Source organism: Arthrobacter sp. P2b (genome assembly GCF_900168295.1).
Lineage (GTDB): Bacteria > Actinomycetota > Actinomycetes > Actinomycetales > Micrococcaceae > Arthrobacter.
Genome location: NZ_FVZL01000017.1, coordinates 33,730 through 56,288, shown reverse-complemented (window position 1 = coordinate 56,288; position 22,559 = coordinate 33,730). Strand labels below are relative to the sequence as shown.

The window sequence follows — 22,559 nt, the reverse complement described above, 5'->3', positions numbered from 1 at the left end:
GGTCGAGCGGGGCCTAGTAGACGTCCTTGACGTAACGTCCTTCGCTCTTCAGGGACTGCAGGTAATCGTGCGCCTTTTCGGGGGTCATTGCGCCGTGGCTTCTGAGCACCGCCAGCAGGGCTTCGTCGATGTCAGGTGCTATTTGTTTGCCGCCGCACACATAGACCGAGGCTCCACCCGATAGCCAGGCAAAGATGTCTTCTCCTTCTTCGCGGATCCGGTCCTGGACATAGACCTTGCCCTGTTGATCCCGGGAGAAAGCCACGCTGAGGCGGTTCAGCGCGCCGTTGCTTTGCAGTTCTTCCATCTCCTCCTGATAAAGCCAGGAAGGCTTTTCATGGCGGTCCCCGAAGAACAGCCAGTTTCGTCCCCGGGCTTGTGAGACTTCGCGGTCACGGAGGAAGCCACGGAACGGGGCAACTCCGACGCCCGGACCGACCATGATCACGTCAGCTGAGTTGTCGTGGGGCAGGTGGAACTCGTGCGCCGGCAACGGGAAGACTTTTATGGTTGTCTTGGTCTGCGCGGCGGACTGGAGGAATCCGCTGCATGCACCCGAGTGCCGGCGGCCGGCGGTCTCGTATTGCACAGTGGAGACCGTCAAGTGGACGCGGTCGCCGTCAGCGAGGGGACTGGAGGCAATGGAGTACGACCGGTGCTGCAGGGGCCTCAGCATTGAGAGGAACTCGCCGGGATCGACATCCGTTGTCCGGGTTTCCTGCAGCACGTCCAGCATGTCCCGTCCCCACAGCCAGTCCTCCAGCGCATTGCGGTCACCGGACTCGACCAGGTTCCGCACGGGATGATCCGGGGCGAGATTTTCGACGAGCCAGGCCACGATGCCCAGATGGGGCAGCCGAAGCTCATAGTCGTTTTGAAGCGTCTCGCGTACGGTCTTGCCGTCTTCACCGAATACCTCGCTGCCCGCGAGGCCAAGGAATCCGAGGAGGTCTTCCACGAGTTCGATGGAGTTGGTGGGGATTACGGCAAGTGAGTCACCTGGCCGGTAGTTGCGGCTGTCGCCGCTGACCTCAAGCTCATAGTGCCAGACCTCTTTTTCGGACTCTGGAGCGCTGAGGAGGCGGGCCTCGACGACGGTGGCAGTGTTAGGTTCCCGGCGTGTGCCTTTGGGCTGCTCGGCGGGGTTTGCTCCTGGAACAGTGGAGTCTTCCGGGTTGTTGTCTCGCTTCTTGGGAACAACTGTCTTGAAGGTCTCAAGCATGCCCCTGATCCACTTGCCTGACGTCAGGTCATAGTCGACATCGCAGTCGAGGCGGTCAAGGATTCTCTTGCCGCCGAGTTCGCCAAGGCGCTCGTCAAGATCGCTGCCGGCTTTGCAGAAGTCTTCGTACATGGAGTCGCCAATGGCAAGGACTGCGAAGGGAACGTCCTTGAAGAGGTCTGAACCGGCGCTTTGAAGCTGGTCCCAAAACGGTTGCGCATTGTCCGGCATGTGGCCGTTGTCGTGTGTGGCGGTAACTATCAACAGGCGATCCTTGCGTGCCGCATCTTGCGGGGTCAGCATGTCCAGGCTCATAAGCTCGGCTGCGTAACCCTGGCCGTTTGCCTTGTCCACGATCTTGGACGCAAGGAACTCAGCGTTCCCGGTCTGGCTGCCGTAGAGGACGCTGAGGGTCTGCACGGCGGTACCTGTCTCACTGGATACTTCGGATGAGGTGCCTTGGTTGGTCCGAACCAGCTCCCCTGTGTCAGTTGTCACGGTTCTGTCCTTACAAATACGGTCTTGAGTTCGGTGTATGCCTCGATGGCAGCCTGGCCCAGTCCGCGGCCGATGCCTGACTGTTTGAAGCCGCCATAAGGTGTCTGGATTCGAATGGATGAGTTTGAGTTGACCGACAGAGTCCCGGACTCAAGTGCCCGCGCCGTCCGCAGGGCCTGTCCGACATCGTTGGTCCAGATGGAGCCGCTCAGGCCGTAAATTGAGTTGTTGGCCAGCGCGATGGCTTCCTCTTCGGTGTCGAAGGGAATCACCGAGGCGATGGGGCCGAAAATTTCATCGGTTGCCACCCGGCTCTTGGGGTCCGGGGCGATGACGATTCTGGGCGCCATCCAGAAGCCGGGGCCATCCGGTGCTTCACCGGCGGTGACGACGTTGAGACCGTTTTCGAGGAAGCTGGAAACGGTGTCGCGGTGGGCAGCCGATACCAGAGGTCCCAGATTGGTCTTGCCGTCCAGCGGGTTACCGATTTTCAGTGCACGCGTAGTCTCGATGAATCCCTCAACGAACTCGTCGAAGATTCCCCGCTGCACGAGAAAGCGGCTGCGTGCACAGCAGTCCTGGCCCGTGTTGTCGAAGACCGACATCGGGGCTGCCTGCAGACACTTGGCGAGGTCAACGTCGTTGTAGACGATACTGGCGGACTTCCCGCCGAGCTCAAGAGAAACCCTTTTCATCGTCGTTGAAGCCGCCTGGACGATGGACCGGCCGACCTCGGTGGAACCAGTAAAACTTATCTTGCTAACATCCGGGTGTTCAGCGAGGGCATTGCCGATCCGGGCGCCCGAACCAGTGAGAACCTGAAGCGCGTCCCCGACGACGCCCAGTTCCTTCACGATCTCACCAAATCGGACAGTTGACAGGGGGGTAAGGGCCGCGGGTTTCACAATTACCGAATTACCGCTGGCCAGAGCCGGGGCGATACTCCAGGATGCGATAGGCAGAGGGAAGTTCCACGGGGCAATTACGGCCACAACACCCAGCGGCTCGCGGAAAGTCATGCTGACGCCGCCATCGACCGGAATGGTGTCCCCGAGGATCTTGTCCACCGTTCCGGCGTAGTACTTGAAGCACTCGGCGACACCAAGAACTTCCTGTCGGGCCGCCGCCAATGGCTTACCAACGTCGGTGGATTCGAGCAAGGCCAGTTCGTCGCTGTGAGCGATGACAGCATCGGCAATAGCCCAGAGGGCATCACGGCGTTCAGCCAGTGGCTTGCGGACCCAGGCGCGCTGGGCGGCCCCTGCGCGTTCGACCGCTGCATTTACGTCCGGCAGGTCGTAGGCGGGCACCTCGCCTATCTGTTCTTCTGTAGCGGGGTTGTAGACCGAAATAACGCTGCTCATAATCGGGTGCTCCTTCAGGAGAAGTGGGGTTTGTCGAAAATTTCCTAGTCCCGTATGGACTCTGGGAAGCTCCGTTAGTTCCGACAATGCCTGAGGAAACTGCGGCCAGCGAGTGCTGGGAGCACCACGATAAGTAGCTGTATGTGCGCGGTGCACATTCCATAAACTCCTCGTTCATAGGACCGCGTCCATTCTTTTGCCAGCGAATAGCTGTGCATCAAGACCATGCGCAGGACGGATGTATGTGCAGGCTCAACACCGCAAACTCTGGGGCAACTCCTACGCTGTAATCCAACTCACAGTGACGTTCGGCAAGGGGGCCGGCCCGATTGTGGGTTCCGCGATGCCGCTCAATTCCGCCTTGTCGAAGGCATCGCGATGACACTCAGCTTCTACGTCCAGGAGGGACGAATGGCAACTAAAGATGTTAAATTTGAGCCGGTGGATGCGGGACCCAACGGAATCTTGAGCCCAGACCGCTTGCTCAGCAGGGGCCTGGGAGTCCGGTCGATTGTGTTCATGGTTGTGGCGGGAGCTGCGCCCATGACAGCTGTCGTGGCTGGCTGGCCTGTTGTCGTTTCTGCATCGGGAAGCACGGGCGGTCCGCTGTTCTTCCTTATCGCGACCGCTATTCTGTTTCTGTTTGCCGTTGGTTTTACGAGGATGACGCCCTTTGTAAAAAATGCTGGAGCATTCTATTCCTACATCCAAACGGGGCTGGGCCGAGGTGTTGGCATGGGGGCTGCCACTTTTGCGCTCGGAACATACTTGCTGCTGTTTCTTGCGCTGTGTTCATACCTGGGGTCAGCGGCCCAGACCACGGTTCACGATCTGGGCGGCCCGGAACTTCCCTGGTGGCTGTGCAGTCTGGTGCTGATGGCAACCTGCGGTGCTCTTGCATACCGGGACGTCGAGCTCTCCGCCAAGGTGCTGGGCGTGGTCCTGGTCATCGAAACAGTCGTTCTGCTGGCAGTAAACATCGGGGTGATTGTCCACGGCGGCGCGGAAGGGTTGAGTGCTGACTCGCTGTCCCCCGCGCGTTTGGGTGAAGGTGTCCCGCCTCTGGGCGTCATGTTTGCCTTCTTCTCATTCATCGGCTTTGAGGCCACCGCCGTCTTCCGGAACGAAGCACGTGACCCCGACCGCACTATCCCGCGGGCAACCTATATCGCCGTTATCGGCGTCGGCATCTTCTACACTTTCACTGCCTGGGCACTCCAGGCGGGAGTCGGAAGCAGCCAGATAGTCGAAGTCGCGACGAACGACCCCACCAGCATTGTTGTAGGGCTCGCGGGACAGTACGTGTCCCCGCTCCTTGCCACTCTGCTCCAGGTTTTCCTCATCACCAGCCTTTTCGCCTGCATCCTCACCTTCCAGAACGTACTGACCCGGTACCTCTTTACCCTTGGTACGCAAGGTGTTCTTCCGTCTGGACTTGGTGCAATCCACCCACGTCACCACGCTCCATCCAGGGCAGCCTTGATCGTCTCGGTAGTTGCGATAGCACTGCTTGGTGTCGAGGCGATCATCGGGCTCGACCCGGTAACGCAGGCCTACACCTGGTTCTCAGGCTCGGCCACATTGGGCATCGTTGTTCTGATGGCTCTCACGTCACTCGCGGTGATCGTGTTCTTCCGGAGGAATGCACACAACAAGAAGGTCTGGGGCACGTTGCTGGCCCCCGCGCTTGCCCTTCTCGGACTCGGGGGAATTGTCTTTCTGGTCCTTCAGAACTTCGGGCTTCTCGTCGGCGGCGACTTGGCGGCGGGAATACTGTTGACGCTCATGGCTGCACTCTTCCTGGGCGGCGTGACTACCGCGCTGGTTATGCGATCCAAGCGGCCGGCGACGTATGCCGCACTGATCCCGGCAGGTTCCAGCAGCGAAGAAAGTTCCGCAGGGATTTAGGAACAAAGACTCATCTCCGTAGCCGCCGTCGCACGAGCCTTCTTGGGAACGACGGTAATGGTGGCCGGCTGCGCAAGGCGCGGCCGGCCACTCGCGCCCATGGACAAAAGATCTTCCAGAGATTTCCCCACCCGTCACTGCAGATAGTGAGCTGCGAGAGCAGCTGCCGATATTTAGGAGCTTCCCATTTCCGACAGCGCACTGTTGAAGCAAATCATCGACAAGAAGTACCCGACAGTTGCCTACGGCGAAGGCATCTTCCTGTATGACACGGAAGGGCGCCAGTACCTGGATGGTTCAAGCGGCGCCATGACCGCCAGCATTGGTCACGGCGTGGACGAAATTGCGGAGGCGGTGAAAGAACAGTGCCGCCGCGTAGCTTTTACGTATAGAACCCAGTTCACCAACCAGCCCGCTGAAGAACTCGCCCGCCGGCTCACCGACATCGCTCCCGGGGACCTCGATATGGCGTTTTTCGTCAATAGCGGGTCCGAAGCATCCGAATACGCCATCCGCACCGCAGTGAGCTACTGGCGCGAAAGGGAGCTCCCAGGCAAAGTCAAAATCCTTGGCAGGACCATCAGCTATCACGGCATGACAATGGGCGCCCTGTCGATGTCCGGGCATGCAGCACGCCGCCCCGACTACGGATCCTTGCTCCATGCGTTCTCCTTCGCCCCGCCGGCCTACGCCTACCGCTTCGCCCTGCTAGGCGAGAGCGAGGAAGTGTACGCTGCGCGGGCTGCGAAAGCCTTCGAAGACGCCATTCAGAACGAGGACCCCGGCACAGTCGCGGCAGTCATCGTCGAACCAATCGTAGGAGCCGCCGGCGGGGTCCTGACGCCGCCGGCCGGCTACTTCGCCCGCCTTCGCGACATTTGTGATCGGCTGGACGTGCTGCTGATCATCGATGAGGTCATCACGGGAATGGGGCGCACGGGCGACTGGTTCGCGAGTTCCTACGAGGACGTCGTGCCGGACCTTCTTCTTATCGGCAAAGGAATGAGTGCCGGATACTCCCCTGTTGCGGGCGTCCTGCTGCGGAGCCACATCGTCGAGGCGCTCAGAGAGGGCAGCGGCGTCGCTCCGTTCGGGCACACCTTCTCGGGGAACCCACTGGGGGCAGCGACCTGCCTGGCGGTCCTGGACTTCATGGAACGCGAGGATATCCTCGCGAACGTCCGGCAACGGGGGAAGCAGCTTGAAGAGGGTCTGCTCTCCCTGGCAACAAGGTACCGCTGCATCGCCGACGTCCGTGGGCGGGGCCTGCTCTGGGGCTTCGAGTTCGTTATGGACCAGGAAAGCAAGCAGGCACCCGATCCTGCGCTGGGAGCGGCTGGCCTATTCGTCGATGAATGCCTGGACCAAGGGCTCCTTGTCTACCCGGCCGGGATCGCCCCGCTGAACAATGCCGTGATTCTGTCCCCGCCCTTGGTGATCACCGAAGAGGAGACACGGGAACTGCTGGCGAAGCTGGAAAAAGCCCTCCGCGCCATGGAACGTCACGTTAAGCGCTGGGCCGCTGTAGGTGAGAACCGGCATGGATCCCGAGTTGGAACCGGAAGCTGACACTGATCCCGGCCGTTCCAACGTCCGCGCTGGTCAGGTTGCACATAGTGCTCGTAAAGGCTGTTCCGTCCACACACTTTTGAAACTCGAGCAGGGCTGAAGATGGTCGAAGCGACCCATCTGCCAGCTCCTCAACCACCAAGGAAGCCAAGTGACTACACCGATTCTTGCCGCCGTGCTGGAAAAGCCCGGAGCCCCTCTTCAGATCCGCGAACTGCTGCTTGATGATCCGGAGGACAATGAGGTTCTCATCCGGACCGAGCGAGTGGGCCTTTGCCATAGCGATCTGCACTATCTGAAGGGGTCGCTGGATATCTCCCTGCCGGTGGTCCTCGGGCATGAAGTCGCAGGCATTGTCGAGCGCGTCGGTTCTGCAGTCACAAGAATTAAGACTGGTGAAAGGGTCGTGGCAACGGTCACCCCCTCCTGCGGGGCATGCCGCAACTGCATAAGCGGGCGCCCGACCCAGTGCGAACGAGTCGACTCGATGCGTGAGCGGCAGCGACCCAGGCTGCTCTCACCTGATGGATCAAGCGTTGAGTCGCTCGGCGGTATCGGCGCATTTGCAGAGGCCTTCCTCGTGAAGGAGGCATCCGTTGCAGTGGTCGGCTCGGATCTGCCTCCCCAGGTGGCGTGTCTTCTCGGTTGCTGCATTAGTACAGGAGTCGGCGCGGTTATTCACGGCGCAAAGGTAGGGCCAGAGGATACTGTTGCCGTAATCGGTTGCGGCGGTGTCGGAATAGCGGCCATTCAAGGTGCCAGGTTGGCTGGGGCACGACGAATCATTGCCATTGACGCAGTGCCGGCGAAGCTGGAGCTCGCCCGCAACTTCGGTGCCACGGACACTGTTGTCTCATCATCCGACCCGACAGAAACACTCATCCAGGTCCGATCACTTCTTCCCCAAGGTGTCAGCCATGCAATCGAGGCGGTGGGCCGCAGCCAGACAGCGGAACTCGCCTTTTCGCTCCTGCGCCCGAACGGAACCGCCACCATCCTCGGTCTCATGCCCACAGGGTCCGAACTGCGTATCCCCGCAGATGCACTCGTATACGGCGACCGACACCTGCAAGGCGCCTACATGGGCGCGAACAGGTTCCTCAGCGACGTCGACATGTTCACGGACCACTACCTGAACAACCGACTGGATCTCGACGCAATGGTCACCAAGGAACTGCCCTTCGAACGTATCGACGAGGGATTCGAAGCGATGGCGGAAGCCTCGACGATCCGAGTTGTGCTGAACATGACCGACAGGCAACTGTGATCCGGACAACTTTGAAGACCGTTTGGCAGCTCACTGTTAAGCCGATCACGGTCTGATTTGCGCCACGGCCAGCGCGGCAACGAAAGCTGCGCAACGTGGCGCTGCAAATCCTCCCGAACATAAACGGTCAAACGTCAATGCCCAGCCCCTGCCGTCGCTGGTCCTGGACGACAAAGACAACAACGAAAACCAGAGGAGCACCTTGAATGACTGCTGAAGGACTAGCACAACTGACCGCTAACACCCCCGACCTTGTCGAGCAACGCTCCTTTGTCGATGGCGTATGGCTTCAGCTTGACGAAAACGGCCGCTACCTTTCCAACCCAAATACGGGCGAACCCCGGCAGCCGATGCGAAAGACCGGAAAGGCTGACGTCGAGTGCGCACTCGCCGCAGCGGCGACACTGCACGAGTCCGGGAAACTTGAAGACATCAAACTCCGGGACCGTCTTAAGCTCCTGACGAAGGTAGCCGCATCTCTCGATGCTCAGAGCGAAGAAATCGCGCTGCAGGACAGCATCAACACGGGAGTCCCTATCCGGACCACTCGCCTGATTGCCGGTGCACTCGGGGACAGAGTCCGGGGAACTATCGCTGAAGCGGAGCAGCTTGGCGAGTCGGAGACCCTTGACGGCGGTGACCGGTCTGTGGTCATCCTGCGCAAGGCGCTCGGCCCGGCCCTCATCGTTGGCCCCTGGAATGCTCCAACCTTCACCGTGGTAGGCAAGGTGGCGGCAGCAATGGCGGCTGGTTGCCCGGTCATCCTCAAGCCCTCCGAGAACGCCCCCGGAGGTTGCCAGCTCTTCGCTGAATCGATCGTCGCCGCCATGACCGAACTCGATTACCCGAGCGCCGCGTTTCAACTGGTTCATGGGAATTCGGAGACAGGATCACTGCTGACCTCGGATCCCCGCATCGAGGCTCTTTCGTTTACAGGCGGCGATTCGGCAGGCCGAACGGTCGCGAAGGCTGCGGCGTCCAATCTGGCTGTCATGCAGATGGAGCTCGGATCCAACAATCCCGTGATCATTCTGGATGATGCCGATGTCAGCTCAGCGGCACAGTCCATTGTGCAGGGCATGACCCGTCTCAATGGCCAGTGGTGCGAGGCGCCCGGCAAGGTACTGGTTGACGGGTCGGTTCACGACCGTTTCGTTGAAGCTATGAAGTTCGAACTCAGTAAGCTTCGGGTCGGAAATGCCTTGGATGAGACAACGGAAGTGGGTCCCCTTGCGTTTGAGCGGCAGCGTGATGGTTTGGTAGCCGCAGTGAATCGACTCGTCGAACTGGGGGGAACGCTGGTCACTGCCGGCGATCTACCAGATCTTAACGGCTGGTTCCTGGCACCGGGGATGATCGTCGGATGTCCGGCCGGAGCCGCCGCGGAAGAACTCTTCGGGCCACTGGTCACGGTACATTCCGTGCATTCCGTTGAAGAGGCGCTTAGCCATGCAAACGGACCGGCAACCGGTCTTGATGCCTACGTATTCGGCAGTGACGAAACACGGGCCATCGACGTGGCATCCCGTATTCGTGCCGGTGAAGTCCGCATCAACGGCACGTTCATGAGCGACCTGGCCGGCAATTCGCGCCAGAGTTTCTGGGGTACCAGCGGTATTGGAGGCCACGGTCCCCAGTACGGCGTACGCTTCTTTACCGGCGACCGCGTGGTTGGCGTGGACAGGACGGATTTCCCGCTCTAGGCGCCATATCCGACCCCACCAAAGCGTAAGCGAGGCCCTGCGAGGCCTGCGACAGACATTCCAGAAACGTGACGCCTGGCTAAGGCGGAGGCTCCGCGCCCTCTCGGGCAAGCAGCAGGCCAGGGCCTGGCAACATGAGACGAGAAAGCCCTTCAATGACAGATACTTCAACGACAGATACGGTGCGGTTTTCACCGCTGAGTTTCCTTGAGGGCGCCACGGCGGCGATCCCGGCCTTTGGAAGCGACCTGGTCGATTTCCGTAGGGAAATGCACACCGATCCTGAAGTCGGCCTGTATCTGCCCCGCAGCCAGGCCCGGGTCCTTGAGGCACTCAAGGGACTCGACCTCGAAATAAGCCTGGGAAAAGCGGCCTCGTCCGTGGTTGCGGTACTCCGGGGCGGGGCCACCCAGTCCCCCGTTGGGAGCCGTCGTACTGTACTGCTTAGAGGGGACATGGACGCCCTTCCTGTGGCAGAAAAAACGGGTATACCCTTTGCCTCGACCAATGGCGCAATGCATGCCTGCGGTCATGACCTGCATACAGCGGGCCTGATTGGTGCCGCCCGCTTGCTCTCGTCCGTACGTCACAGCCTGACCGGCGACGTCATCTTCATGTTCCAACCGGGGGAGGAAGGACATGACGGGGCCCGCATCATGCTGGAGGAAGGCGTTCTTAATGCAGCCGGCAGGCGACCGGATGCTGCCTACGCCCTGCATGTCGTTTCAGACATGCCGTCAGGCGTGTTCACGACCCGGGCCGGCTCCTACATGGCAGCCTTCGGAGATCTGTCCGTCAAGGTTATCGGGCGTGGTGGGCACGGTTCCCGCCCCTTCCAGGCTCTGGATCCCATACAGGTAGCTGCTGAAATGCTTGGAGCGCTACAGACGTACATCACCCGGCGATTCAACGTTTTTGATCCCGTGGTTCTTTCCGTGGGCCAGTTCCATGGCGGTTCCGCCTCTAATGTCATACCTGATTCGGCGGAATTCAGGGCCAGCGTCAGATCTTTCAGCCCCGGTGTCGAAGCACGGCTCGCACAGGAGTTGCCGGATCTTATCCGGCAACTGGCGTCCGCTCATCAACTGACAGCCGACGCAACGTTCACTCCAGTTATGCCGGCCACCGTCAATCACGACAGTGACGCCGAACTCTGGGGCAGGACAGCACGGACATTCTTCGGAGAGCACCGGTTCGTGCCCAGCCCGTCCCCCAGGACCGGCTCTGACGATTTCTCCCGAGTCCTCGTGGAGGTCCCCGGAGCGTACGGGCACCTCGGAGCTGGGTCTCCAGATATCGACCCCATGGAGTGGGCTCCCATGCATTCGCCCAAGGCAGTGTTTGACGACAGTATCCTCGTTGATCAGGCACAATTTATGGCCGGCGTGGCGCTTGGAAAGCTTCAGGAGTTGGAGGTGCTGGGGTAGCTCGGAGGGCTTCCGGAGCGGCCACACCTCACTTGAAGCAGTGGACCTAGCAGTACCCGTCTCGAAGCTCGAATGGATAGCACTTCAACCACTGTCAGGTTGCCGTACACCCCAACCTGACGTCCGGCGGAGGGTAAGAGAGCGTCAGATTAAGGCCCCAATAAGCTTTTCATGGCGCCCGAGGCTGCGGGTCTTAGACCTCAGCCTGACTACAGGGGGACTGACGTTTTAGAACGTGCAGGTCGATTTGTGGACTGTAGCTTTTGAATCGCAGCGATAAAATGGCGCGGCTTTGGAGTCAGCGGGTAGACATGCCGCACTGGTTGAGACGTGATTACCTCGGGCTGACCTGATCAGCTTCAAGATGCTCGGAACCTAGATGCGAGAATGCACCTATGCCAATCACGCCACTCCACCGCGCCCTGGGCCATTCTTCCTCCGCACTTGAATTTTCACTGCTACTAAAGGCAATTGAACAACAGGTTCAGGAACGCGATGACCTCGACTGGAAGAAGGAACTGCCTAACCGGCAAAACCCAGCTGCCAGCGTGGAATTTGCTAAGGACGTTGCCGCTATGGTCAATAACGGTGGCGGCATGATCATTTATGGGATGGCTGAGGCAGGATCCATGGCGGACCACATTGAATCAGTGACCGAATGGGATGAGTCGATAGAACAGCGGCTTCGCAGCTGGGCCTACTCGCTGATCCAGCCTCCCGTGCACGGGCTGGAGTTTACGCTGGTCGCAGGAGAGGACGCCGGGCAGTCCCGCGCGGTGATTCTGAATATCCCGGCAAGCCCGGATACGCCACACTTCGTTATGCAGAGGGGTTCTATCCGTGCCCCGCGACGGTATGGTTCTCACACTGTCGACATGAACGAACGCGATATTGAGCAGGCGTACCGTCGTCGTTTCGAGGATCGTCGGACAGCGGATGTTTCTCTAGCTCAATTGATGGAGCGGACCGTGCTCGGTATCCCTCGGAGCAGTGTTTGGCTGGTTGCAGCCGCTCAGCCAACACGTCCACGGCCGGGCTATGCCGGACGGATCCCCCGTGATATTGCCCAGAACATTCTGGCTTCCCTCATGTCAAGCAATCCGTTCTTAGTCGACCGGACGGGAATGGAAAACGTTGGCTTGAATCCTCGTCCGGGATACCGAAAATGGAGGTCAACAGAACCTTCTAGGGGAGAGATTCGGGGGATCGTAGACGTCCACGATGACGGAAGCGTCAGTTTAGCTGTCAAGGCGGTGGAGGCTCGGGATCAAACGTGGAATGCGGCAACTGATGTCCATGTTATGGACGCCCAAACATTACCTGCCTACCTCCTTCAACTTATCCGCGCAGCCGCAGATGGGTTATCAGTGGTTGGAGATTTTCAAGTCAGCATCAGCATGGTCTCACCCATCGCTGGTCACCCAATTTTTATCCGCACTTTCGACCAAGGCGGCCATCTTCACGATAGAAACGATTTGGCGCCGATCTACGACTTTCAACCTGTTACAGCCTTGGTTGAGTCGGCCGGTTCTGAAGCAGACGCCTTGGAGATTGTCCGCGGGCTCGCCCTGGACATTATGAATCAGGGGGGCTCTTCAGCCCTCGGATCCGTTTACTTGAAAGGGAAGGTGTAAAAGGTACGAGCAGACGCCACTAGAGTCTGGCCGAAAAAATCTGCAAACGTGCAGTTGTCCAGACACCCCTCTAGACAATTGAGTTCGCTGCCCACAGCCGGGGACAGTCCTGATGGGTTATCCACCGCTACTGCTGCTGAGGGAGCTTTCCTGATGGCTCCCGATTCCAGCCGTGGATAACCCGGATTGACCCCAACTATGGACAGCGCGCGTGGCCACCTTGGAGCGCTGGCCACCATCACGCGATTTAGAACAGCCCTGCGGGCGGTTCCTCACAGGGCAGAGGAACGAGTTTGGAGCGGTGGCCGTCGTCCGGGCTGCAGCCCCTGAACGGCCCATCAGTTGAGAGCAGAACGGACATGTGGTGGTCTGCGTGGTCACGCCACCACACGCTCATCCCTGTGGTGCCGTCCACGCGCAGAAATTCCCAGGCCCGCCAGAGGGCTTCGAGCCGGCTGATCGCTTCCGCGTGCTTCCACCACTGCGGGCACCAGGTCACCCCGCCCTGCACGTTGAGCTGCCGGCGGTAGCTGGTGGCCAGCTTGTCGCTGACGAATTCGGCGACGTTCTGGTAGAACAGCTCGGGCGCGTCAGAGTCCTCCTCGGCCGGCTCAGTGGGGGCTGCGGTGTCCTCCAGCTCGTCGTCCCACTCCCCCAGGCCCTCAGTCATCAGAGGCACCCGCGGTGACCCACCGGTTCCCGGCTGCGGTCGCCGGCCTGTTCGCCGGGTCATGTGCGGCGATGGAGGCCCGTACCGCGTCAGCCTGCGGACCGCTCATCCAAGGCACAGTCTCCAGCAACGCCGCAGGGGCGCCGGAGGCGAACATGATGGCGCGGCCGCGAGGAAACGCGGCCAAGTCCGAGACGTCCAGCGTGCGTTCTTTTCGGTCGTCGTCGTGGCTGTAGGACGTGCCTTGTTTGGAGCGGCTTCTGGTCATGTTGGAGTACCGGTATTCGCCCACGAGTTGCGCGAGCTCGTTCAGGAACTCGGCTTCGGCGACGCCGCCGCCGTAGACCTTGATGTTGGAGGCGCTCCACAGCTTGCGCATCCCGTCGCGGCCCCACACTTCAACGCCTTGGGACCAGGACTGGAGGATGGTCATCAGGACGATGCCCCGGGAGCCGTAGTGGCTGTAGAGGTTTGGCAGCTCACGCCAGCGGCAGACGTTGGCCGCTTCATCCAGAACGCCGACCATGGGGGTGCCCAGCCGGCCGCCGGGCGAATGTACGGCGAGTTCTTCGGCGGCCTCGACCGTGGCCACGGTCAGCGCCGTCACCAGCGGCCCGGCGGTGCCTTTGCCTTCCTTGGACAGGCTGTACAGCGTGCCTTTGGAACGGACGAACGCTGCGGGATCAAACTGAGGCCGCTCGTCTTTTTCGCTCTGGGGTGTCACCCACCGCGCCACTTGGCGGTTAGTCAAGCAGGACGCCATCTGCAGCGCCGTGCCGTACACACCGCCGCGCTGCTTCTCGGGTGCGTTGATGACGCCGCCGACGGCGTTGGAGGTCTGGGTGAAGCCGTGGGCTTTGAGGATGTCCACCGCTTCATCGTCAGCGGGACGGGTCAGCCAAGTGTGGACCTGGGTGATCGGGCGGCCGTCGAGGGCGGCGGCGAGCAGGAGGCCGGCGAGGAGATCCTGGCCGGCGGGATCGAAGTAGGCGTCCGTTTTGGCGTCCGGGCCGCGGGAGCCAGCGGCGAAGTGATCGGCCAGGCGGGCTGCTTTTACTTCGTCCGTGACATAGGACAGGGGGTTCCACCACCACGTGGGTTCCTCGAGTGCGACGGACTGCGGGTCGAAGACCCAGACCGGCCCCTCAGCGGCACGGACGTCGCGCGTGCCGTCAACGATGTCCCGCTTGTTCGATGTCACCAACGCCGCTCCCGGGGCGGCGAGGATCGCCGGGATGGCCCGGGAAGTCGTCTTGCCCGTCCTGGGTCCCCAGATGTCGATGTGCATGTCTTCCCAAGATCCATAGACCATCTGCCCGCCGAGGACGGTCTTACCCACCGGGACACCAGGTGCGTCCTTCACTCCAAGGCGTTCGGCCGTGGCCGTTGCACCGCGCAGGCTCAGTGCGCGCAGGTCACGGCCCTTGGCCATGTGCTGCGCGGCGGCATCGACTCGTGAACGCTTGGAGCGGCGACGGAGCACGGCCCGCACCACCAGGACAGCCAATACCATAATCACGATGCCGAAGCCGATCAGCACCCACGTGGCGGCCGCCGGCCACGTGACCTTGGATGTGAATAGGCCAATAACTAGTTCGAAGGGGTTGGCCGGGAGCTCTTGACCGTCGCCGGTCAAGGCTGATCCCAGATGCACCGCCCCGGCTAGCGAACCAACTCCCACCACCACGGCAGTGATGAAGATCCAAAGCAGAATTGTCTCCCCGTCGAGCTGTGCATGCTTGCTGTTGTTGGGTGAACCCACGAGGCTTCTCCTTAGTTCTTGTTTGTACGTCGGAAAGGAGCTGGCTGCCCCAGTTGCTTATAGATCCAGCTGCCAATCAGGGGGACTAAACCGGCCAGAACGCCGATTAAGAAGGTTTGGTTGCTTTGCCGTTCCTGGCTTCCCAACAAGACCGTTGATCCGTGCGCCACAATGGAACCGTTGCCCTGTTGGTTCCAATGCAAGCGACTGGGATCACTGGGTTCAGGCGAAACAATTTCGATTTTTTCGTCGGAGGCTAGCCAGCGGTAAGTAACGGTGAGGTTGGTCAGATCTGGATCAAATAAGCGACTGGTTCCAAATGCTTCTTCTGTAGGAGGCCAGTCCGGTTCTCGGTATCCACTCCCGACGCGGGGTAAGTAAAAAGCGGTCCTGGAAGTGCCGGACGACGACCAATCGTCAGTGGAGTAAACCGTCAAATTGGTATGCATAGCGTTGTTTGTGCGGGTCAAGGTTCCAGAAAGCACCTGAGACTTATTCAACCCGTAGTACCCGGTCACATCCGGCAAATTTTTCCCGTCACTGCATGCCGGTGAGATATCGGTGCCGTAGAACTCAACCTCTAGGCTGCAGTCCCCGACCGGCTCAGCCATTTGTTGGTCAGGACGTCGAAAGCCTTCTCCTTGGAAGGCGATGCTGACACCTACGGAATCACCCTGATAACCCCCATCTACAATGAGACTCAGAGAGACTGAGTTCACCTCTCCAGTATCTGTGAGGACCTCATCGAAACTGACGAGAGCATGCAGAGGGACCCCGGGGCGATCAGTAAAAATTAGTATCGACTGGTCAGTTTCCGCCTTATCAGGCGAAGCGGATATGCCGAAGAACCAGCCGAACAGACCCAGAAACGCAGCTACGAAGAACAATATGCTTGTGGTAATCCTGAGCCATGGGTGAACTGCTAGATGGACTTCATTGGGTCGCTTTCTAAAGACCCTGCCCGTCCTAATGACAGGGTTTCTGCGGCGCCGATTCATGGCTGCTTTTCGTCGTGCCAGCGCTTGTTCGTATCGTGCAGTGATTCCTCAACGCTGGTCAGCTTGAGCGCGACCGGGATACCGGGGCGGCCGCCGACTTTGAAGAGGAATTTGCCCAGGCCCGGGCGTACCCGTTTGCGGGATCCGCCGACGTCGGTCCATGACCCGGGGTCAGCCCACGAGATGAGGCGGGCTTGTTCGGCCCGAGAGAGGGTGACGGCCTTGTTGAGTTTTTCCATTTCGGCTCCGGGGAGCGCGCCGCAGACGACCATGCCGGAGCGTTCGACGAATCCGCGGGCTTTCATCCGTTCGGATTCTGTGGGCAGGGCTTCGAGGTCGCTCATGGTGTGCGTGATCATGGCCTGCCCGACGCCCTCGGTACGGTTCAGGCGGGTGAGCGAGTCGACCCGGTCGACCATACCTTCGCCGGAGCGCAGGGCCCGCCAGAGTTCGTCCATGACGACGAAGTAGTTGCGGCGCGGTTCGAGGCCGGCGTCGGCCAGTGTGTGGGCCACCTGGACGGTGGCGAACCCGGTTGACCAGCAGGCGAGCAGGCAGGCTGCTTGGATGTCTCTCTGCGTGTCGGAGATTCCCGACAGGTCGAAGACGACGGGGTTGGTTAGGTCCATCGGCTGGTCGGTGGGCTTGGAGAACATGTCCGAGAAGCGGCCCGAGCCGTCGAGGGAGTACAGCGACTGGCGCAGCTGGTCGGTCGCGTCCAGGTAGCGGCTCATGTCACCACGGTCCAGGGCGATCGCCCGCAGCTCGTCGGGGGCGTCTTTGATGACCTCGATCAGGTCCCCGATCAGGGGAACGCGGTCCAAGCGCTCGTCCAGAATGTGCAGCGCCCGGTCAATCAGGGACTCCTCGTGCGCGCTGGGCTTAGCGTTCCGCACGATGGTGATCAGCGCCGTGATCATGTTCAGCCGCCGGTTGTGCGAGTCGGCCATCAGCTGTTCGGCCAGCTTCTCCGCCTTCACCGCTGCAGCGTGAAGCTGCGCGGCCGCAGCCGGATCGCCATCTGGATCGTTCAGGGTCCAGTTCGCCTTGGCCCGGTGTTCCTCGGCCGAGGCGAGCAGCCTGACGGCCGCGCCGGTGGCTTCACCGGGGTCCAGGACGTTCAAGTGGCCGCGTCCAGGACCCAGGCTGATGACCTGCCCGCCGAGGGCTTCGATCAGGTCAACGTAGTCAGGCTTCAGGTCACCGAGGATCAACGGGTTGATGCTCCGGCCTGCCAAGCCCAGGACGATGTGCCGGACCAGGGTGGACTTGCCGTAGTGCGGCAGGCCGAGGACGAACATGGAGGGGTTGTTGATCATGCCGTGCATGAACCAGCTGATTGGATCGGCGCCGAAGGGCGCTCCGGTGTCGGTGTGAACGCCGATCGGCACTCCCAGGATCGGGGTGCCGGACCCGCCCACGAACGGCCAGAGACCGCAGACCTGGACAGAGGTTCCTCGCCATTCGTCGGCTGCCGTGACGTAGACGGCTTCGCCCTGTCCGCGGCCGCGCCAGCCCCGCAGGCCCGGGCGGCGGGCGACCGCGGCCGCGAGCTTCGTGGCGGGGGCCTGCGTGCGCTGGTGCTTGGTCTTGCTGCCGAACATCACATGGCCTCGCGGATCTCTTCGGGAACCCTCAAGTGCTTGGGCAAAACCAGCCCCAGTGGCAGCGACGCGGCAAAGGCAGAATCCTGAGAGCCGTAAGCGCGCCGCAACAACAGACGCGCCGACGGGCCGAGATTGCCCTCCACAACGGCCACTGCGTCATCAAGGTCCCGGGAGGACAGCACCGTGGCCGTGACCACCATGCCGAAGTTGACCAGCCCGGCACCCTTGGCTTCCTCCGCAGCGGTGGCCTGCGCCGCACGGGCATCGACCAGGGCGCGGGCAGTGGGCCGGTTGGTCGAGGAGGCCCGGGTCAGGGCGCTGGTCTGGTCCGACTCCACGATGGCGGCCGCGCGGCCGGCTTCGATCGGCCGGTACAGCAAGGTAACGCGCTTACGGTCGATCTCCCCATGCGGTGCGACCAGCCGACCCAGCGCTGATGCCAGGATGTGCCCGCGAGGGGCGCCCGTCATCGTCCAGGACACCGAGTGCCCGGAATCGTGGCGGTAGCCGTCCCAGTTGGATTGATGGGCGGACGGTCCGACGTCGCCCCAGTCCAGGTCAACGGGTGTGCCCTGATAGTGGGCTTCGTCAATGAGCCGGGCCGCTGCAGGATCGTACGCGACCCGAACGACCTCACACAGGTCCTGGGCGTTCAACGGCGCGCATGCCCCGGCGCCGGTGGATTCCAACCGCTCCGTCAAACTGGGAAGCCGTGAAGCGAGATCCCTTGCGATCTCTTCTGCAGTGCGTCGTTTGCCGCCTGCCCGGGCAGCGGCGCTGAACGTCAGCGCGACCCAGGCACGGATCGTGGCCGATCCCTGCGGGTAGGTCTTCAAGGCCTCCCGGAGCATGGCCTTGGCGATGTCAGGGGCGTCGTCATGGATGTTCGATTCGACTTCCCGGCGCAGCCGTGCCCCGGAATCGGGTGCGGTTTCGACCGTGACGGATGCAGCCACCACGGCAGGTTCATTCGACAACGAGGCCAGCCAGCCGCCCCAGTTAGCCACCCAGGCATCAATCTGCTCGGGATCAACCAGGGACGCCCCGTCGGGCTGGGTGCCGAAGACAACGGTGTAATGCGCGGTGGAGGGAAGGTGGATCAGCGCGAAGGGGCGGCCATAGGAGTCGGTGAACTCGTAAAGCTTGGACCCGGCGGAGATCCCAGGCAGCTGGAACTCTCCCCAAGGCGTCAGTCCCAGCGGGCCGGAGCGGTAGATGTTGGCCTTCTTGCGCCGTGCCGAGCGGAACGCCAGCCGGGCGAAGATCCGCTCCCCTACAGACTTGTTGTGCTTGTCGGTCACCGAGACGACGGCCAGCGCCACCCCAAGGATGAGCAGGGCAACGAGCCCGGGGAACCAGCCGCCGACAAAGAGGCAGATCACCGTGATGATGAGGCCAACAAACAGGCCCGCTGTTGCCAGCCCACCAAGGGTGCCGATGCCCGCTTTGCGCGGACGCCGCCAGTTGCCGTAGGTCGGTTCCCTATATGTGTTCTCGATAGCTGCCATCTCAGGCACCCCCCGTGGATTCTTCGCTTATGTCGTTGATGGCCCCTGAAGCGGCTTGGCCTGCTTCAACGCCCTTCTGTGCGGCCAGTACGGCGACACCGCCTGCACCCGCGGCGGCAGCTGCACCGCTGGCAGCCGCTCCACTGCCTGAAGCAGCACTCCCCGAACCGTTAGATGCTTCCGCGCCAGTGGCTCCACCGTGGCCGCTGTTCTTTCCTGCCGTGCCGGACGTTCCTGCCGTTCCCTGGCTCCCAGTCCCCGAGGGGCCCTCCGCTCCAGGGTTCTGGCTCGATGTGTCGCTGGTTGTCGTCGAGTTAGTGGATGACCCGCCGCCTCGCCCAGCCATACCCAAGCTGATCGCACCCGAAGCCAGTGCGCCGACTGCTCCTGCAGCCATGGCCCCAGTGCCGCCAGCGACAGCACCAACCATTGGGGTGACGAACCGCATAAGGGCCGGCATGGCAAACAGGGCAATGACCATCAGAGCCAGTCCGGTGACCGTACTCAGCAGCGCGGAGCCGAAGTCCTTGCCGTCACTAACGTTCCCGAAGATCTCGCTGCCACTGAGCTGGAAAGCCGTCGCGTAGACGATGGCGGCCGCGGGCTTGTAGAGAATGAAGGCGATCAGCCAAGCTGTGCACTTCTGAAACCAGCCCTTGCCGGCCTCGGTATTGCTGAAAGCTGCAGCCGTAGGGAAGATCCCCGTCAGGATGATGAGCAGGCCACCACGGATGATCATGAGGACGATCTGGATTACCGAGGCCAGGATCGCGATCAGCCCCAGGAGGATGATCATGATCGACCCGATCGGGCTGGTGGCCGAAAGCGCCAGAAGAGCCGTGATGTTTTCGTTGAACGACGTTCCGTTCGTTGAGTTAGTGATGATCCAGGCAGAGAACTGGTCGGCCGCGACCGTCAGCAATCCCACGGCCACCACGCCAGCTCCGGAGACCACGATCAAAGTCGCCAGCGAACGCACCAGATCCCGCAAGGGAGCACCCCTGCGTTCGATCATCATCTTCCCCGCACCCACCAGCACGGACATCACAGCCAGCGAAGCTGTCCAGAAGTAGAGACTGTTCTGCAGAAACAACACCGGATCACTCGCGGTAGACCCTCCCGGGGCTGCGGTTAGGGCGGGAGTTCCCACATCGACCCAGAACGTCCCCAGCGTCTTGACCGTGTTTCCCACAGCGTCTGCGACTGCCTGAGCCATGTTCTTGACCGCGTCATTGGCACGATCATTCGCCCAGTCTGAAACGACGCATCCAACTTCCCACGGTTTGCAGGCTTGACCGTTCTCGTTGGCCGGAAACAAGTTAGGCACCCGCCCAACTAATAAACCCATTCAAATCAGAAAGCTGTCGTGCTTCTGCCATGCCCGTGGCTGGCAGAACCCATTTCCAATCTCCCCCTTGCCACTGCATTGCAACGGGCACTGACCCTACGCTGGCGTTTGCTGCTGTGAGGCCGTATTCAATGACGGCGCGATCGCCGGAGTAGTCCACGACCTTGTAGCCCGCGATCTGAAACGGTGCCGTCGTTGGGGCGCTGGTCGGTGGCTCCGACAGCATCTTGTCTCGTTCCGGCCCCTCGACCACGAGATGCTGTGCCAACAGGTCGGGGCGTCCAGAACTCCCGAGGACAATCATGTTTGCCCCCGCGTAGAGCGCCCCTGTTGGTGAGTGTGCGAAGCAGGAGCGGAGGCCGTTGGCGTCGGTCTTGCCGGGGCCGAATTGCGCGGGCGATGTTGGGGCGGCGATCTTGCCGATCAGCTCCCATTTGGTGTCGGTGGGTGCGGTGGCTGGCTTGTCCTGGTCACCAGAAGGCAGGCCGCATATGCTGGCCGCCGATGTCGCGGTAGGTTGGCCGCTACTGGTGCTCGTGCTGGTGGTGCTCGGTTCAGGGGACGACGTTCCGCCACCTCGGGGAACCAGGGCCAGGATGATCCCGAGCGCGACAATGATCGCCACGACAACGGCCGAGATGATGAACTTAGGTTGGGTCAGCGGATTCTGGTCTTCGTTCACTGTCGGTTCAGTCATGGCTCGGCTCCTTAGACCAGGGCGCCTACGACGCCGCCAGCGGAGGCTGCCAGGATGCACCCGCCCAGGACCCACGCCAGAGCGCCGGCATGTTCACCACCCTGGCCGCGTTTGTTGTTGACCATCATCGTTCCGGCACAGATCAGGATGCCCGCGACGGCAAGGCCGAAGACGGTCCATGCGAGCCACTTGAGGATCGTCAGCACGCCTTCAGATCCTGGAGGTGCTTCGCCCGTGCCCGGGTTGGGAATCCCCCCGCCTGGTGGCGGAGTGACCTGGGTCAGAACATCGGTCGCGATGTTCAGGACTTCGAAGTGCATTGCTTCTTCTTTCTACTTGGCCGGGAGTCCGGCGGTGGCCGTTATTGCGATGTGCACCTGTTCAAGGGTGGTGCGGGCTTCTTTGGGAAGTTCCTCGGCGGCGACATCGTGGCCGTAACGCCATGCGTCCACCCAGGGGAAGTGCCACATGTGGGGCACTCCCCCGCCGACGACGCGGGCGAAGTCGCGGATCTCTTTGGGGAGCCGTCCGGGAGCGTCAGCCATCACCACCAGGCCGGCGAGATGGATCCCGGGAAGAGAACCGGAAGCCCATTCAGTTGCAGCCAGCCGTGCCGCACGAAGGCCCGGGATATTGGACCGGGCAACCAGGACGATCACGGATCCGGCGGCCCTCAAAGGCCAGTGATGCTCGGCGGCCCGTGTGTTCTTGTCCAGCCGGGCAAGCGATGTTTCACCCGCGCCGCCGTGCACGCCAAGCCACCAGAAACCCGGTTCCCTCCCCGCGACGTTCCTGCGGGGAAGCCGGTCCGCTTGGTCCGGTTGCGGAACACTCAGCTGTGGCCTGGTCGCCCCCGTAGGGACGAAAGGCGGCTCTTCCGGGATAGCTGAAACGGGTTCGTCGATAGTTTCTGCGCCGAGCGTCACCCAGCGATTCTTTGAGACCGGCATTTCACATCCCCTACTAATGTCCGCAAAGATCGTATCGGTACCATCCGACACGAAAGGCCAAAAGTGACCCCCAACAACAGCTTTAGTACCTTTCAGTCACTTCCAGTACATCACAGTACCAATTTGTGGTCTAGGATGGCTCTATGCGGTGGGACGGACTGAGCGTGGACCCCAAGTACCTGGAAGCACTCTTCGCCAAGTACCCGGAGCGTCTTACGCCTCAGGACCTCGAAGAGATCTTCGGGTTGTCCCGAAACACCGTCTACCGCTGGCTCCAAACCGGAGTGATTCCTGCTTACCAAGTCGAGAAGACATGGTTGATCGCCAGAGATCAAGTCAAGGACTGGGTCTGGGAGAACCGGAACACGCTGAGGAAGGGCCAGACACCAGAAGTGAACGACGAGGACCAGCCCTAGGGCGAAGCAGC

At 61.3% G+C, this 22,559-nt stretch carries 18 protein-coding genes; 7 read left to right on the top strand and 11 right to left on the bottom strand.

Annotated elements, in window-relative coordinates:
* Positions 1–13: 13 nt before the first annotated feature.
* Positions 14–1,720 carry a diflavin oxidoreductase gene (locus tag B5520_RS18625; protein ID WP_079598561.1) on the bottom strand — a complete coding sequence of 569 codons (1,707 nt, stop codon included), beginning with the start codon at positions 1,718–1,720 and terminating at the stop codon, positions 14–16.
* The gene (locus B5520_RS18620; RefSeq protein WP_079598560.1) at positions 1,717–3,084 is read right to left on the bottom strand and encodes an aldehyde dehydrogenase family protein; all 1,368 of its coding nucleotides are present in this window, start codon (positions 3,082–3,084) and stop codon (positions 1,717–1,719) included. Before B5520_RS18620 ends, B5520_RS18625 begins: the two co-directional genes overlap by 4 nt.
* 411 nt (positions 3,085–3,495) lie before the next feature.
* Here B5520_RS18620 and B5520_RS18615 point away from each other — a divergent pair, with 411 nt between their 5' ends.
* The 6 genes from B5520_RS18615 (at position 3,496) to B5520_RS18590 (ending at position 12,592) form a co-directional block, all read left to right on the top strand.
* Positions 3,496–4,992 carry an APC family permease gene (locus B5520_RS18615; RefSeq protein ID WP_056332060.1) on the top strand — a complete coding sequence of 499 codons (1,497 nt, stop codon included), beginning with the start codon at positions 3,496–3,498 and terminating at the stop codon, positions 4,990–4,992.
* 204 nt (positions 4,993–5,196) lie between these two features.
* Positions 5,197–6,561 carry an aminotransferase family protein gene (locus B5520_RS18610; RefSeq protein WP_254865636.1) on the top strand — a complete coding sequence of 455 codons (1,365 nt, stop codon included), beginning with the start codon at positions 5,197–5,199 and terminating at the stop codon, positions 6,559–6,561.
* Between the two features lie 151 nt (positions 6,562–6,712).
* Positions 6,713–7,828: a Zn-dependent alcohol dehydrogenase gene (locus B5520_RS18605; protein WP_254865635.1), complete on the top strand. Its 1,116-nt coding sequence runs from the start codon at positions 6,713–6,715 to the stop codon at positions 7,826–7,828.
* Positions 7,829–8,034: 206 nt separating this feature from the next.
* On the top strand, positions 8,035–9,531 hold the full coding sequence (locus B5520_RS18600; protein ID WP_079598559.1) for an aldehyde dehydrogenase family protein: 1,497 nt from the start codon (positions 8,035–8,037) through the stop codon (positions 9,529–9,531).
* A gap of 134 nt (positions 9,532–9,665) precedes the next feature.
* On the top strand, positions 9,666–10,958 hold the full coding sequence (locus B5520_RS18595; protein ID WP_254865634.1) for a M20 metallopeptidase family protein: 1,293 nt from the start codon (positions 9,666–9,668) through the stop codon (positions 10,956–10,958).
* A 395-nt stretch (positions 10,959–11,353) separates the two neighbouring features.
* Complete coding sequence (locus B5520_RS18590) at positions 11,354–12,592, top strand: AlbA family DNA-binding domain-containing protein (RefSeq protein WP_139386262.1); 1,239 nt, start codon at positions 11,354–11,356, stop codon at positions 12,590–12,592.
* A 247-nt stretch (positions 12,593–12,839) separates the two neighbouring features.
* Here B5520_RS18590 and B5520_RS18585 read toward each other — a convergent pair whose 3' ends face one another.
* The 9 genes from B5520_RS18585 to B5520_RS18550 all read right to left on the bottom strand — a co-directional run bounded on the left by B5520_RS18585 (position 12,840) and on the right by B5520_RS18550 (position 22,108).
* Entirely contained in the window at positions 12,840–13,262 is a 423-nt protein-coding gene (locus B5520_RS18585; protein WP_079598556.1) for a DUF4913 domain-containing protein, read from the bottom strand.
* Positions 13,255–15,024, bottom strand: a complete 1,770-nt coding sequence (locus tag B5520_RS18580; protein WP_079598555.1) for a type IV secretory system conjugative DNA transfer family protein — start codon at positions 15,022–15,024, stop codon at positions 13,255–13,257. The genes B5520_RS18585 and B5520_RS18580 overlap by 8 nt, the downstream gene beginning before the upstream one ends.
* A gap of 11 nt (positions 15,025–15,035) precedes the next feature.
* Positions 15,036–15,911, bottom strand: a complete 876-nt coding sequence (locus B5520_RS22520; RefSeq protein ID WP_139386261.1) for a hypothetical protein — start codon at positions 15,909–15,911, stop codon at positions 15,036–15,038.
* 107 nt (positions 15,912–16,018) lie between these two features.
* Positions 16,019–17,626 carry an ATP/GTP-binding protein gene (locus B5520_RS18575; protein ID WP_079598554.1) on the bottom strand — a complete coding sequence of 536 codons (1,608 nt, stop codon included), beginning with the start codon at positions 17,624–17,626 and terminating at the stop codon, positions 16,019–16,021.
* Positions 17,626–19,137, bottom strand: coding sequence for an SCO6880 family protein (locus tag B5520_RS18570; RefSeq protein ID WP_079598553.1), 1,512 nt, complete (start codon positions 19,135–19,137; stop codon positions 17,626–17,628). Before B5520_RS18570 ends, B5520_RS18575 begins: the two co-directional genes overlap by 1 nt.
* A 1-nt stretch (position 19,138) precedes the next feature.
* Positions 19,139–20,353 carry a hypothetical protein gene (locus B5520_RS18565; protein WP_254865633.1) on the bottom strand — a complete coding sequence of 405 codons (1,215 nt, stop codon included), beginning with the start codon at positions 20,351–20,353 and terminating at the stop codon, positions 19,139–19,141.
* Between the two features lie 103 nt (positions 20,354–20,456).
* Entirely contained in the window at positions 20,457–21,182 is a 726-nt protein-coding gene (locus B5520_RS18560; protein WP_079598551.1) for a hypothetical protein, read from the bottom strand.
* Positions 21,183–21,193: 11 nt separating this feature from the next.
* The gene (locus B5520_RS18555; RefSeq protein WP_079598550.1) at positions 21,194–21,502 is read right to left on the bottom strand and encodes a hypothetical protein; all 309 of its coding nucleotides are present in this window, start codon (positions 21,500–21,502) and stop codon (positions 21,194–21,196) included.
* Positions 21,503–21,514: 12 nt separating this feature from the next.
* Positions 21,515–22,108 carry a DUF6668 family protein gene (locus B5520_RS18550; protein ID WP_254865632.1) on the bottom strand — a complete coding sequence of 198 codons (594 nt, stop codon included), beginning with the start codon at positions 22,106–22,108 and terminating at the stop codon, positions 21,515–21,517.
* 167 nt (positions 22,109–22,275) lie between these two features.
* On the opposite strand from B5520_RS18550, the gene B5520_RS18545 reads away from it, so the two are divergent.
* Positions 22,276–22,548, top strand: a complete 273-nt coding sequence (locus B5520_RS18545) for a helix-turn-helix domain-containing protein (RefSeq protein ID WP_011689726.1) — start codon at positions 22,276–22,278, stop codon at positions 22,546–22,548.
* Positions 22,549–22,559 lie beyond the last annotated feature (11 nt).